Annotated in this window: 13 protein-coding genes; 8 read left to right on the top strand and 5 right to left on the bottom strand. The window is 70.9% G+C overall.

Annotated elements, in window-relative coordinates; all coding sequences use genetic code 11:
• Window positions 1–123 precede the first annotated feature (123 nt).
• Both AB0878_RS24400 and AB0878_RS24395 read right to left on the bottom strand, forming a co-directional pair.
• Window positions 124–708 carry a TetR/AcrR family transcriptional regulator gene (locus AB0878_RS24400; protein WP_366582552.1) on the bottom strand — a complete coding sequence of 195 codons (585 nt, stop codon included), beginning with the start codon at window positions 706–708 and terminating at the stop codon, window positions 124–126.
• A 14-nt stretch (window positions 709–722) separates the two neighbouring features.
• A complete protein-coding gene (locus tag AB0878_RS24395; RefSeq protein WP_366582551.1) occupies window positions 723–2,426 on the bottom strand; it encodes an SDR family oxidoreductase in 1,704 nt (567 codons plus the stop codon).
• A 229-nt stretch (window positions 2,427–2,655) separates the two neighbouring features.
• Here AB0878_RS24395 and AB0878_RS24390 point away from each other — a divergent pair, with 229 nt between their 5' ends.
• The 7 genes from AB0878_RS24390 to sepH all read left to right on the top strand — a co-directional run bounded on the left by AB0878_RS24390 (window position 2,656) and on the right by sepH (window position 9,873).
• Window positions 2,656–3,495 (top strand): ABC transporter ATP-binding protein, encoded by an 840-nt coding sequence (locus tag AB0878_RS24390; RefSeq protein WP_366582535.1) that lies wholly within the window; start codon window positions 2,656–2,658, stop codon window positions 3,493–3,495.
• Window positions 3,492–4,316: an ABC transporter permease gene (locus tag AB0878_RS24385; protein ID WP_366582534.1), complete on the top strand. Its 825-nt coding sequence runs from the start codon at window positions 3,492–3,494 to the stop codon at window positions 4,314–4,316. The genes AB0878_RS24390 and AB0878_RS24385 overlap by 4 nt, the downstream gene beginning before the upstream one ends.
• Window positions 4,313–5,485, top strand: a complete 1,173-nt coding sequence (locus AB0878_RS24380) for a sensor histidine kinase (RefSeq protein ID WP_366582533.1) — start codon at window positions 4,313–4,315, stop codon at window positions 5,483–5,485. Before AB0878_RS24385 ends, AB0878_RS24380 begins: the two co-directional genes overlap by 4 nt.
• Complete coding sequence (locus AB0878_RS24375; RefSeq protein WP_366582532.1) at window positions 5,482–6,105, top strand: response regulator transcription factor; 624 nt, start codon at window positions 5,482–5,484, stop codon at window positions 6,103–6,105. The genes AB0878_RS24380 and AB0878_RS24375 overlap by 4 nt, the downstream gene beginning before the upstream one ends.
• Window positions 6,106–6,129: 24 nt before the next feature.
• Complete coding sequence (locus AB0878_RS24370) at window positions 6,130–7,476, top strand: serine hydrolase domain-containing protein (protein ID WP_366582531.1); 1,347 nt, start codon at window positions 6,130–6,132, stop codon at window positions 7,474–7,476.
• 160 nt (window positions 7,477–7,636) lie between these two features.
• Entirely contained in the window at window positions 7,637–8,764 is a 1,128-nt protein-coding gene (gene serC, locus AB0878_RS24365) for a phosphoserine transaminase (protein ID WP_366582530.1), read from the top strand.
• A 260-nt stretch (window positions 8,765–9,024) separates the two neighbouring features.
• Window positions 9,025–9,873 carry a septation protein SepH gene (gene sepH, locus AB0878_RS24360; protein WP_366582529.1) on the top strand — a complete coding sequence of 283 codons (849 nt, stop codon included), beginning with the start codon at window positions 9,025–9,027 and terminating at the stop codon, window positions 9,871–9,873.
• Here sepH and AB0878_RS24355 read toward each other — a convergent pair.
• The 3 genes from AB0878_RS24355 to AB0878_RS24345 form a co-directional block, all read right to left on the bottom strand.
• Window positions 9,870–10,226, bottom strand: coding sequence for an MmcQ/YjbR family DNA-binding protein (locus AB0878_RS24355; RefSeq protein ID WP_366582528.1), 357 nt, complete (start codon window positions 10,224–10,226; stop codon window positions 9,870–9,872). The two genes, sepH and AB0878_RS24355, sit on opposite strands and share 4 nt — an antisense overlap.
• An 18-nt stretch (window positions 10,227–10,244) precedes the next feature.
• Window positions 10,245–10,841, bottom strand: a complete 597-nt coding sequence (locus AB0878_RS24350; protein ID WP_366582550.1) for a DUF2537 domain-containing protein — start codon at window positions 10,839–10,841, stop codon at window positions 10,245–10,247.
• A 311-nt stretch (window positions 10,842–11,152) separates the two neighbouring features.
• The gene (locus tag AB0878_RS24345) at window positions 11,153–11,956 is read right to left on the bottom strand and encodes an RNA methyltransferase (protein ID WP_366582527.1); all 804 of its coding nucleotides are present in this window, start codon (window positions 11,954–11,956) and stop codon (window positions 11,153–11,155) included.
• Window positions 11,957–12,182: 226 nt separating this feature from the next.
• Between AB0878_RS24345 and AB0878_RS24340 the strand changes: the two genes are divergently transcribed.
• Window positions 12,183–13,682, top strand: coding sequence for a glutamate-cysteine ligase family protein (locus AB0878_RS24340; protein ID WP_366582526.1), 1,500 nt, complete (start codon window positions 12,183–12,185; stop codon window positions 13,680–13,682).
• The last annotated feature ends 10 nt before the right edge of the window (window positions 13,683–13,692 follow it).

Here is a 13,692-nt window from a genome sequence, read left to right as displayed (position 1 = left end):
AACTTCGTTGCGGGGCAAGGAGGGCCGAAGTTCTGGGCGGCGCGAAGTCGGCTCGGTTAAACGCCCGGCCTGCACTGCCTGATAGAGGCCCAGCGCACCCAACGCCACATTGGGGTGGTCGGGTCAGGGGGTGAGCGCGGGGTCGTGGGCGGCGGTCGTGGCGAGCATGGCCGTGAGCTGGTCGACGAGCCAGCCGTCGAGGATTTCGCGGGGCACGTTGCGGTCCTGCAGCCACGACAGCAACGCGCCCTCGACCACGGCCGTCCAGCACCGCAGCGTGAGCAGCACCAGTGGTGACGGCGAAGCGAGGCCCAGCGCGTCGAGGATCAGCTCCACGGACCGGTTGCGCACCTCGTCGATGGCCGCGTCCGTCTCCGACGTCGCGATCACGGAACCGCTGCGCAGCAAGGCGACGTAGCCGGCGCGGTAGTGATCGGCCACGTCGATGAGCCCCCGCACGGCCGTGCGCAGCCGGTGTTCCGGCGGGCCCTGCTCCAGGTGCGCGAGGCCGTCGACGAGGCCGTCGGTGACCGTGCGCAGCGCCTCGACCTGCAGCTCGCGCAGGCTCGGGAAGTAGCGGTAGAACAGCGGCCGCGACACCTCGGCGCGCGCGACGATGTCGTCCACCGTCACCAGCTCCGGCGCGCGGCTGCCGAACAGGTCCAGCGCGGCGGCGATCAGGTCGTCGCGCCGGGCCTGCGGGGTCATCCGGCGCGGGCGGCTCACGGGGTGACGTCCAGCTTCGCCGCCGCGCGCAGCAGGCCGGGCGTCAGCCGCGAGAGGACCAGCGCGACCTTCGCTTCGGGCGTCGACGCCTGGATCGCGCGATCGCGCTCGACGGCCCGCAGGATGTCGCGCGCCACCTTCTCCGGGCCGAAGCCGCGCCGCGCGTAGAGCTTGGTCGACGCCTTCTGCCGCCGCGCTTCCTCCTGCGGCGCGACGCCGACGAACCGCGTGGTGCTGGTGATGTTGGTGTTCACCAGACCCGGGCAGATCGCCGTCACACCGATGCCGGCCCCCGCCAGTTCCGCGCGCAGCCCGACGCTCAACGCGAGCACCGCGGCCTTGGTCGTGCCGTACGCCGTGAGGACCTTCGACGGCAGGTACGCGGCGGCCGACGCGAGGTTCACGATCTGCCCGCCCTCGGCGCGCTCGACCATCATCGGCGCGAACGCGCGGCACCCGTGGATCACGCCCCACAGGTTCACGTCCACGACCTTCTCCCAGTCGGCCAGCGACGTGTCGAGGAACGGCCCGGACATCCCGATGCCGGCGTTGTTCACCACGATGTCGGGCACACCGAACTCCGCGCGCACCTGCTCGGCGAACCGGGCCACGGCGTCGCCGTCGGCGGCGTCCACTGTGTACTCACCGGCCTCGACCCCCTTGTCCCGCAACAGCTTCGCCGTTTCGGTCGCCGCGGCCGGGTCCAGATCGGTGACCACCACGTCCGCACCCTCGTCGGCGAACGCCAGCGCGGTCGCCCGCCCGATGCCGCTGCCGGCCCCGGTGACGACCACCAGCCGGTTCGGGAACCGCCCGCGCTCGGCCCCACCGACGCGAGCACGCTTCAGTGCCCGGCTCTCCTCGCCGCCCTCGACGTGGTCGATCAGCTCGGCGGTCGCGGCGGCCACGACACCGGGATCGCTGCGGGTGATCCAGTGCGAGCCGACGAGCCGGCGCACCCGCAGGTCCGGCACCCAGCGCTCGATCTCCGTCTGCAGCGGAGTGGTCACGTAGGCGTCGCCGGTCGGCGCGAGCACCTGCACCGGCACGTCGGCGGTCCGCGGCACCGGGCGCGAAAGCCGCGAGCCGATGTTCGCGCGGTAGAGCTCCAGCCCGTTCAAGCCGTCGACGGTCGAGGGCGTGGCTTCGGCGGGCTCCAGCCGGCGCATGAGCGCGCGCATCAGCCCGGTGCGCCAGAACAGTTCCGGCACGACCGGGAGCTGGAACAGCAGGATGTAGTACGAGTGGAAGAACTGCCTCAGCGCGCGCGGCAGGCCCGACGGCCGCCGCAGCTGCGTGCGGAACCACGCGCCGGCGTGGTCGAGGCTCGGGCCGGAGATCGAGGTGTACGACGCGATCCGCCCGCGCAGCTCGTCGCCGGTGACCGCGTGCCAGGTCTGGATCGAACCCCAGTCGTGCGCGAGCAGGTGGACCTTGCCGGTCGGTTGCACGGCGTCGACGACCGCGGCGAGGTCCGAGGCGAGCTGGTCGAGGCGGTACGCGCTGCGCGCCTTGGGTTTGTCGGACTCACCCGCGCCGCGCACGTCGTAGACCACGACGCGGTGGCGGCGGCCGAGCTCGGCGGCGACACCGTCCCACATCGAGCCGTTGTCCGGGTAGCCGTGCACGAGCACGACCGTGGGCCCGTCCGCGGCGCCGGTCACGCGCACCGAGAGGCGGACACCGTCACTGGCGGTCACCTGCTTGTGAGACATTCTGTCATGTTAGACAATTTGTCAATAGAAGTGGTTCACCTCGGCGGCGGTTGCCGTCTGCCGGGCGTTCGTGCGTTGGGTGGTTTTCGGGCTTCACAACGGCGTTTTCGCTGGTTCCACGGGAAACACCGGCTCGTGTCCACCGTTCGGTGGACAACCGGATTCCACTGGCCGGACGTCCCGCGGCGACGGTGCGTGGCCGCAGGATTGAGCCATGACCACAGCAGTGAGGGTGCGCGGACTGCGCAAGGAGTACCCCGGCCACGTCGCCGTGGGTGGACTCGACCTCGACATCCACCACGGCGAGGTGTTCGCGCTTCTGGGGCCCAACGGCGCGGGCAAGACCACGACCGTCGAGATCCTCGAAGGACACCGGCAGCGCACGTCCGGCGAAGCCGACGTGCTCGGCGAAGACCCCGGCAAAGCCGGCCGCGAGTGGCGCTCCCGGCTGGGCATCGTGCTGCAGACGGCGACCGACGCGGCCGAGCTGACCGTCACGGAAACCGTGCGGCACTTCGCGAAGTACTACCCCAACCCGCGAGACCCGGAGGCGGTGATCGACCAGGTCGGCCTCACGGAGAAGGCCGGCGCCCGCGTGAAGTCGCTTTCCGGCGGGCAGCGCCGCCGCGTCGACGTGGCGCTCGGCATCATCGGCCGGCCCGAGCTGCTCTTCCTAGACGAGCCCACCACAGGTTTCGACCCCGAGGCGCGGCGGCAATTCTGGGGCCTGATCGAAGGTCTCGCGAAGGAGGGCACCACGATCCTGCTGACCTCGCACTACCTCGACGAGGTGGAGGCGCTGGCCGACCGGCTCGTGGTGATCGCGAACGGCACGGTGGTTGCGGAGGGGACTCCCGAAACGCTCGGGGGCCGCGGCCAGGCCGAGGCGATCGTGCGGTGGAGCGACGAAACCGGGGAACACGAGGAACGCACCGCCTACCCGACGAAACTCGTCACGCAACTGTCCGGCGGGACGAGGGAGCTCGCCGGCCTCACCGTGACGCGCCCCAGCCTCGAGGACATCTACCTGGACCTGATCGGGGAACAACTGTGACCACCGCCGTCAACGCACCGGCCCTGCCGGGCACCTTCACGCTCGGCGCCGCCCGCGGCAGCTTCGAGCTGCGGCAGTTCTTCCGCAACAAGGAGCAGGTGGTCTTCACCTTCTCCCTGCCCGCCGTGCTGATGATCCTGCTCGGGTCCATTCTGGACGGTCCGACCGGACAGGCCGGAGTGTCGTCCGGCCAGCTGCTCGCGGCGAGCATGATCGGCGCCGGGATCGTGTCGACGTCGTTCAACAGCGTCGGCATCGGGATCGCCGCCGACCGCGAGGTGGGCGCGCTCAAGCGCCTGCGCGGCACGCCGATGCCGGCCGCGTCGTACTTCATCGGCAAGATGATCATGGTGCTCGTCACGAGCGTCGCCCAGACCGTGATCATGGCCGCGGTCGCGATGCTCCTGTTCGGGCTGAAACTGCCCGCCGACGGCGAGAAGTGGGCCACGCTGGTGTGGGTGATGCTGCTGGGCGTGATCTCCTCGACGCTGCTCGGCATCTCGATCAGCTCGCTCACGCGATCGGCCAACGGCACGGTGGCCGTGGTGCAGCTGGTGTACCTGGTGCTGCAGTTCATCTCGGGCGTGTTCGTCACTCCGATCACGCACCTGCCGAAGATCATGGTCGACATCGCGTCCTTCTTCCCGCTGAAATGGATCTGCCAGGGTTTCCGGTCGGTGTTCCTGCCGGAGGCGGCCGCGAGTCAGGAGATGGCGGGGACATGGGAACTTCCGACGGTGGCACTGGTGCTCGGCGCCTGGTGCGTGGTTGGGCTCGTGCTCGCGAGGCTCACGTTCCGGTGGACGAACGAGCCCCGGTGACCTCGCTCGACGACGCGTGGGAGCGCTCGTACTGGGTCTGGGAGGTGCTGTTCGCGGTCGTCTACCTGGCGACCGCCCTCCTGGTCCTGTTCGACGACGTTTCCCGAGCGGAGAAGGTGGTCGCGGAGGCCGCGCTCGCGGCGTTGCTGATCGGCTACGTCGCGGCGGGCCGCCGGATCACGCGCATCGACGAGAACCCGGTGCCCCGCAACGTGGCCACGGGCGTGCTGGTGGTGCTCGTGGCCACGGCGATGTTCGCCGACACCACGGCCGCGTTCATCCTGTTCATGGCGTGCCCGATGTTGTTCATGCTGCAGGAGATCCGCCCGGGCGTCGTGCTCACGACGCTGCTGATCCTGCTCGAACCGGCCGCCGCCGTCGTCCGCGGCGGCTGGGAGAACCCGAGCCTGCCGATCCTGCTGCCGATGACCGCGATCCTCGTGGTGTTCAGCGTGCTGGCGGGCAAGTTCACCACCGACGTCATCAAGCAGAGCGCCGCGCGCGCCGAGCTCATCCGGCAGCTCGAACACAGCCAGGCCGAGGTCTCGCGGCTCTCGCGCGAAGCCGGCACCGCGGCCGAACGCGAACGTCTGGCCCGCGAAATCCACGACACGCTGGCGCAGGGGTTCACCAGCATCGTCACGCTCACGCAGGCGATCGAGTCCGAACTGGACACCGACGTCACCGCGGCCCGCCGGCACCTCGCCCTGGCGTCGGCCACCGCCCGCGAGAACCTCGCCGAGGCCCGCGCGATGGTGGCGGCGCTGGCGCCTTCGGACCTCGCGGCCGGCACGCTCACCGACGCGGTGCGCCGCGCGGCCGAACGCCTCGCCGACGAGGCCGGCCTGCGCGTCGAGTGCGAAGTGGACGATCCCCTGCCACCGCTGGCCACGGCCACCGAGGTCGTGCTGCTGCGCGGTGCGCAGGAGGCGCTGGCCAACGTCCGCAAGCACTCGGGTGCGGACTCGGTGCTGGTGCGGCTGTCCGCTGTGGACGGAACGGTACGGTTGCGCGTGCGCGACGACGGCTGCGGCTTCTCCCCGAACGCGCCCACCGAGGGGTTCGGCCTGCGCGGCATGCGCTCGCGGGTCGAGCAGGTGGGTGGCCGGCTGAGCTTGCGCGGCGGCGCGGGTGGCGGGACCGAACTGGAGCTGGAGGTGCCCGCGTGATCACGATCATGCTGGTCGACGACCACCCCGTGGTGCGCGAAGGCCTGCGCGGGATGCTCGAGGCCGAGGCCGATCTGACGGTCGTCGGCGAAGCGGGTTCGGGCCACGAGGCCATCGCGCTCGACCGCGTGAAGCAGCCCGACGTGGTGCTGATGGACCTGCGCATGCCGGGCCTCGACGGCGTCGGCGCGATCCGCGGCATCCTCAAGGAGACGCCGAAGCGGCGGATCGTCGTGCTCACCACGTACGAGACCGACGCCGACATCCTGCGGGCCGTCGAAGCGGGTGCCGCCGGGTACCTGCTCAAGGACGCGTCGCGCGCCGAGCTGGCCGGCGCGATCCGGGCGGCGGCGCGCGGCGAGACCGTGCTGGCGCCGTCGGTGGCGGGCAAGCTCGTGAACCGCGTGCGCAACCCGGAACCCGTGTCACCGCTTTCGGCGCGCGAAGTCGAGGTGCTGCGGCTCGTCGCGAAGGGACTGACGAACGCCGAAATCGGTCGGTCGCTGCACATCGGCGAGGCGACGGTGAAAACGCACCTGCTGCGCGTGTTCGGCAAGCTCGGTGTGTCCGACCGCACCGCGGCCGTGACCACGGCGCTGGACCGGCAGCTGCTGGGCTGAGCCGCGCGGGGCAGAATGGCCCGCATGCTCGCTTCCACCGAACTCGCCCTGTACCGCCGGCTCGCGCGGGAGCAGGCGTCCTCCCGCACGCCGTCCCTCGTCGGCGCCGTGGTGCGCGACGGGAACCTCGTGTGGTCCGGCGCGCGCGGCCGTATCGGCTCCGCGCGCCCCGACGACGACACGCAGTACCGCCTCGGCTCGATCACCAAGACGATGATCGCCACGGCCGTGCTGCGCCTGCGCGACGAGGGCCGGCTCGAGCTCACCGACCCGATCGAGAAGCACCTGCCCGGCACCGCGTTCGCGACGGCGACGGTGGCGCAGCTGCTCTCGCACACCTCCGGCCTCACGTCGGAGTCGCCGGGCCTGTGGTGGGAGCGCACGCCGGGCGACGACTGGGCCGCGCTCGTGGCGAGCCTCGACAAGGACGCGACGAAACTGCGTCCGGGCTTCAAGTTCCACTACTCCAACGTCGGTTTCGGCGTGCTGGGCGAGCTCGTGGCCCGCCTGCGCGGCAAGCCGTGGTTCGACGTCGTGCGCGAGGAGATCCTCACGCCACTGGGCATGACCCGCACGACGCCGCACCCATCGGGCGCACACGCCGAGGGCTTCGCCGTGCACCCGTTCGCCGACGTCCTGCTGCCCGAACCCTCGCCCGACGCCGGCGCGATGGCCCCGGCCGGCCAGCTCTGGTCGACGATCAAGGACCTCGGCCGCTGGACGTCGTTCCTGGGCGGGCACACCGGTGGCGTGCTGAGCGAGGACACCGTGGCCGAGATGCGCACGATGAACACCGTCGACGACACCGAGGTCTGGACCACGGGCTTCGGCCTCGGCGTGATGGTGGTGCGCTACGAGGGCCGCCACCTCGCGGGCCACACCGGCTCGATGCCGGGCTTCCTCGCCGCGTCGCTCGTCGACCCGAACACCGGCACCGGCGCCCTGTGCCTGACCAACGCGACCGCCGGCGTCGGCATCACGCAGCTCACGCTCGACCTGCTCACGATGACCGACGAGCTGGAGCCCGCACTGCCCGACGAGTGGGTGCCGTCCACTGTGGACCCCGCGCTGCTCGCGCTCACCGGCCTGTGGCACTGGGGTCCGACGCCGTACCACCTGCGCGTGCTCGGTTCGGACCTCATCTCGCTCGACCCCGCCAACGGCGCCGGGCGCGCGTCGCGGTTCCGGCCCACCGGCCCGGACACGTGGGTCGGCCTCGACGGGTACTACACCGGCGAAACCCTCACCGTCGGCCGCGACGCGTCGGGCACGGCCAACCACCTCGACCTCGCGACGTTCATCTTCACCCGCACCCCGTACGACCCCGGCGCGCCCATCCCGGGCGGCGTCGACGAGGCCGGCTGGCGCTGAGCACCCCCATGCGGCGTTGGTTGCGTTGAGCGCACCCAATGCGGCGTTCGGTGCGTTGAGCGCACCCGATGCCGCATTGGGGCGAAAGTGTCGGGTTCCACATGTCCGACACCGCCCCACCGCATTGAGCAGGCGCATCCCGACCTGAGAGACTGCCCACATGACCGATGCAGCGGAGTTGAGCATCCCCGAAGACCTCAAGCCGGCCGATGGGCGCTTCGGTTGCGGACCGTCCAAGGTCCGTGACGAGCAGCTCGCCAAGCTGGCTGAGTCCGGCCACACCTACCTCGGCACGTCGCACCGCCAGAAGCCGGTGAAGTCGCTGGTCGGGCGCGTGCGCGCGGGGCTGTCCGAGCTGTTCTCCCTGCCGGAGGGCTACGAGGTCATCCTCGGCAACGGCGGCACCACCGCGTTCTGGGACGCCGCCGCGTTCGGGCTGGTGCGCGAGCGCGCGCAGCACTTCACCTACGGCGAGTTCTCCTCGAAGTTCGCGAGCGTCACGAACAAGGCGCCGTTCCTCGCCGACTCGATCATCGTGAAGGCCGACGCGGGCAGCGCGCCCGACATCGCGTACGAAACCGGTGCCGACCTCGTCGGCTGGGCGCACAACGAAACCTCGACCGGTGTCGCGGTGCCGGTCCGCCGCCCCGAAGGCAGCGACGGCGCACTGGTGGCGATCGACGCGACGTCCGGCGCCGGCGGCCTGCCGGTCAAGGCCGAGGACTTCGACGTCTACTACTTCGCGCCGCAGAAGTCCTTCGCGTCCGACGGTGGCCTGTGGATCGCCCTCGCCTCGCCGGCCGCGGTGGAGCGCATCGGCGAGCTGGGCAACGGCGACCGCTGGATTCCCGAGTTCCTGTCGCTCACCACGGCGCTGGACAACTCGCGCAAGGACCAGACGTACAACACCCCGGCCGTGGCCACGCTCTTCCTGCTCGCCGACCAGATCGAGTGGATGAACAGCCAGGGCGGGCTCGCCTGGACGACCGCGCGCACGCAGGACTCGTCGAACCGGCTGTACGAGTGGGCCGAGAAGACCTCCTACACCACGCCGTTCGTCAAGGACCCGGACCTGCGCTCGCAGGTCGTCGGCACCGTCGACTTCTCCGACGAGATCGACGCCGCCGCCGTGGCCAAGGTGCTGCGCGCCAACGGCATCGTCGACACCGAGCCGTACCGCAAGCTGGGCCGCAACCAGCTGCGCATCGGCCTGTTCCCGGCCATCGACCCGGACGACATCACGAAGCTCACGCAGAGCATCGAGTACGTCGTCGAGCGGCTGGGCTGAGTTCTCGGTTCACCGACGGGCCCCTCTCACTCCGGGAGGGGCCCGTCGTGCGTTTCGGCGACGAACACGGAACACCACTCATTCGTGACGGAACGTGGTCGGCGTGTCCCACGGGTTCCCGGTGAGCGGGCCCGGGAGGATGACGCGGACCGTCTCCAAAAAGGTGACGGATGGGTGATGCATCGGCGCGCCTCGCGCGTCAAGCCGACGCGCCGTTCTAACGTGAGCACCCACAAAGGTGAAGATCGGGGAGGCGAGAAATGCGGGCGCTACGGGTGGTCGGGCTGCACGAGGACGGCAAGTCCATCGTGCTCGAGGACCCGGCGAGCCGTACCCGCTTCCTGCTCCCGGCCGATGAAACACTGCGAGCGGCGGCGAGGGGGGACATCGCTCGGCTGGGCCAGATCGAAATCGAGTTGGAGAGCCAGATGCGGCCACGCGAGATCCAGGCGCGAATCCGCGCCGGCGAGTCCGTCGAACAGGTCGCGAGCGGCGCCGGTGTCTCGGCGCAGCGCGTGGAGCGGTTCGCCTACCCCGTGCTGCTGGAGCGCTCGCGCACGGCCGAGCTCGCCCAGAGCGCCCACCCCGTCCGCGAGGACGGCCCCGACGTGCAGACGCTCGGTGAGGTGATCGCGTACGCGTTCGGCGTCCGCGGCCACGACTACAGCCAGGCCCGCTGGGACTCCTGGCGCGGCGACGACGGCAAGTGGGTCGTCGTGCTGCAGTGGAAGGCCGGGCGCTCCGACAACCGGGCCCACTGGTCCTTCTCGCCCGGCGCCCACGGCGGCACCGTGCACGCCCTCGACGAGAACGCCGAGGTCCTGCTCAACCCCAACTCCTACCGCCCGCCGCGCACGGTCCGCGCGCTCGACCCGGCGCGCGACGCCGTCGTGCAGCCGACGCTGGACTCGGCCGAGGACGAGCGGCTCGCCATCGAGGCGCCGGCCGACCCGCACGAGGAGGACGACGACACCCGGGAGATCCCGCGCGTCCCGTCCGACGACGAGGCCGCCGACGACGACCAGCCGCGCACGAAGCCCAAGAAGAACCACCCCATCGTGCCTTCGTGGGAAGACGTCCTGCTGGGCGTGCGTTCGCAGCGCGGCTAGTTCTCGATCAGCACGGCCAGCGACCTCGGCGCGACCAGCCGGTAGGCGTCGCGCACGATGTGGTCGATCTCGGCCCAGTCGACGTCCACGTCGAGGCGCACGCCGAGCCAGCCGCGGTGCCCGACGTAGGGCGGGCGGAAGAAGCGTTCCGGCTCGGTGCGCACGAGATCCTCCTGCGCACCGGGCGGCGCCGGGCACCAGAACGCCAGGCGGCCGTCGTCGTGGTGGTGGTTCGCGAACATCACGAACGTTTTCTTGCCGCGCACGAACCACGTCGGCTCGCCGTGGCTGAGGCGTTCGGTGGCCTCGGGCAGCGCGAGGCACAGCTTGCGCAACTCGTCGAGGGGCGCCATCGGGCCAGTATCGGCCGGTCAGAGCACGATCGCCAGCAAACCCAGCCACGCGGCGATGATCCCGGCGCCCGCGCCGTACACCGCCCACCGCACGATCGGCAGCCGCCGCCCGAGCCACAGCGACGGCCCGATCCCGGCGGTCACCACGACCGACGCCACCACCGCGAGCCACACACTCGTCTCGCGCGCGAGCGTGCCGGCCAGCGCGAGCATCGCGACGGTCACGAGCACCGCGGCGAACGCCGACACCGTCAGCCCGGTCAGCCACGGCGTCGGCTCGGCCGGCGCTCCAGGCATCCCCCGCCGCCGCGCCACCACGCGCGCGGGCGGCTCGATCACCGTCTCGACGCCGGACACCGGATCCACGAACCGCACCGTCGTTCCCATCACCGTCGCCAGCCGCCCGGCCAGCTGCCTGCCCCGCTGCGACACGACCGAAGTGGCGACCTCCGCGTCGCCGCCCGTCCGCGACACCGCTGACGCGACGCGCGCCCACTCGTGCAGCGCCTGCGCCAGGTCCGCCCCGATCGCCAGCCGCCGCGGGTCGACTTCGCGCGCACCCTCACCACCCGGGCCGGCGAGCACCGCGCGCTCGCCCCGGATCCGCAGCTCCACTGACGTCCTCCCGCTGGGCATTTCCCACCTGCCGGTGCCCACCTGACGCGACCGTGCCGCGGCCCGCACCTGCCCGCAGCAGCGTAAGCCCGCGACCCCCTCGGCGGGACGGGCACCCGGCGCGGGAAGCGACCGCAATCAGAGCCGCACGTGGAGCAGTTCCTCCACCGCCACGAGCGTATAACCGCGCCACCCCGTCGATGCCAACGGTTGGCGCGCCGCCGGGGCCGGACGGGCCATGGTCGTTGACCGATCGACATTTTCGCCTGTGGTTATCGGCGCGGAATGGGTATCCCGGAAAGGTGAGCACCTCAGCGCGTGGCGGCGACCTCGTGGAACGCGACCGCGGCGGCGGTGGCGACGTTCAGCGAGTCGACGCCCGCCACCATCTCGATGCGCACGGCCAGATCCGCGGCCGCGATCGCCTCGTCGGTGAGCCCGGGGCCTTCGGCGCCGAGCATCAGCGCCACGCGCTCGCCCACCTTGTCGCGCAGTCCGCGCAGCGGAACGGAACCCGGCCGCGGTGTGAGCGCCGCCACGGTGAAACCGCTCTCCCGCAAGAGGTTCAGTCCGCCGGGCCAGCCGTCCAGCGGAGCGAAGGGCACGCGGAGCACGTGGCCCATCGACACGCGCACACTGCGCCGGTACAGCGGATCCGAGCAGCCCGGCCCCAGCAGCACGCCGTCGACGCCGAGCGCGGACGCGTTGCGGAAGATCGAACCGAGGTTCTCGTGGTCGCCGACGCCTTCGAGGACGGCGAGCACCTGCGCGCCGGTGATGATCTCCGGAACCGCGGGCGGCGCCGGACGATCGGCCACCGCCAGCACGCCGCGGTTGAGGTGGAACCCGACCACGGAAGCCATCGTTTCCGCCGAAGTCACGTACGCGGGCGCGTCGACGCCGGAAAGGTCGAGGTCACGCACTCGCCGTTCCACGCCGAGCAACGCCCGCACGGGGTACCGCGAAGCGAGCATCCGCTCGACCACCACGGTGCCTTCCGCGATCACGAGTCCCCGCCCACCGGGACGGTCCGGCCGCCGGTCCGCAGTGGACAAGTCGCGGAAATCGTCGAGCCGGGGATCTTCGGGATCCTCGGTGAAGATCAGTTCAGCCACACCGCACAGTGTGACATCCGCATGCCGGACCCCCGGCCGGTACAAAGCTGGTCCGAACGACCGGAGAACTCTGGTACGAATGGGCCATTTTTGCGCACGGTCAACCCCCCGTGACGGAGAGCACCAGTTTGGCCGCTAGCCCGGATGCGCCGCACTGTGCGACGGTGGGCGGCCTGGCAGTCCCCGCCCGGACACCCGCGGACAGCAGCCAAGGAGCGCGTCAGACATGGGTACCGATCTTTCGGCGAAACCGTTCGACCAGCTGGACCGAGGACGGTACCGCCGCAAGGTCCAACGCTGTCTCGACACGCTCGCCCGGATGCTCACGGACGGCAGCTTTTCCTTTCCCCGCAAGAACATCGGGCTCGAAGTGGAGCTGAACCTCGTCGACGGCCAACTGCGCCCGTCGATGACCAACACGGCGGTGCTGGAAGCGCTCGACGACCCGTCGTTCACCACCGAACTCGGGCAGCACAACCTCGAGCTGAACGTGCCGCCGCGCCCGCTCGCCGGCGATTCGGCTCTGCAGCTGGAAGACGATCTGCGTGCATACCTCGGCAAAGCGTCCGCCAAGGCCACCGACTCCGGTTCGACGCTCGCGATGATCGGGATCCTGCCGACACTGCGTCAAGAACACTTCGACCAGAAATGGCTCACCAACAACGCACGGTATTCGTCGCTGAACGACCAGATCTTCGCCGCGCGCGGCGAGCGAATCGCGCTTTCCATGGACGGCGCGGCGCTTCCGGGCGAACAGCCGGAAAGACTGCGCAGTTTCGCGGAATCCATCCTGCCCGAAGCCGCGTGCACGTCGGTTCAGCTGCACCTCCAGGTGGCGCCTGAGGAATTCGCCGCGCACTGGAACGCCGCGCAGTGCCTCGCCGGCGTGCAGACGGCGCTGGCCGCCAACTCTCCCTTCCTGCTGGGCAAGGCGTTGTGGCACGAGACGCGGATCCCGCTGTTCCAGCAGGCCACCGACACGCGTCCGGAAGAGCTGAAGAACCAGGGCGTGCGGCCGAGAGTGTGGTTCGGCGAGCGGTGGATCACCTCGATCTTCGATCTGTTCGAAGAGAACGTGCGGTACTTCCCCGGCCTGCTGCCGCAGACCGACACGGAAGACCCGCTCGAGATGCTGGAGTCGGGCCAGGCGCCGAAGCTCACCGAGCTGCGCATGCACAACGGCACGATCTGGCGCTGGAACCGGCCGGTGTACGACGTCGTCGACGGCCTGCCGCACCTGCGCGTCGAAAACCGCGTACTGCCGGCCGGGCCCACGATCGTCGACATCGTGGCCAACGCCGCGTTCTTCTACGGTGCCCAGCGCGCGCTGGCCGAGCAGGAACGCCCGGTGTGGACGCAGATGTCGTTCCAGGCCGCGGAGGAGAACCTCTACGCGGGCGCGCGCAAGGGTTTCGAGGCGCAGCTGTACTGGCCCGGCATCGGCTGGATCCCGCCCGACGAGCTGGCGCTGCGCGTGCTGCTGCCCCTCGCCCACGAGGGACTGCGCCGTTCGGGTGTCTCCGACGAGGCCCGCGTGAAGTACCTCGGCGTGATCGAGCGGCGTTGCCTGGCTCGCCGCAGCGGCGCCACCTGGCAGCGCGACTACGTGCAGCGCGCACAGGACCGCGGGGCCGACCGCGAGACGGCGCTCAATCGCATGCTGGGCCGCTACCTCGAGCTCTCGGCCGCCGGCGAACCCGTGCACACCTGGTCGCTCACCGACTGAGTACGAGCCC

The organism is Amycolatopsis sp. NPDC047767 (genome assembly GCF_040704195.1).
In the GTDB taxonomy this organism is placed as follows: Bacteria; Actinomycetota; Actinomycetes; order Mycobacteriales; family Pseudonocardiaceae; genus Amycolatopsis.
This window is presented reverse-complemented; position numbering and strand designations above follow the sequence as displayed.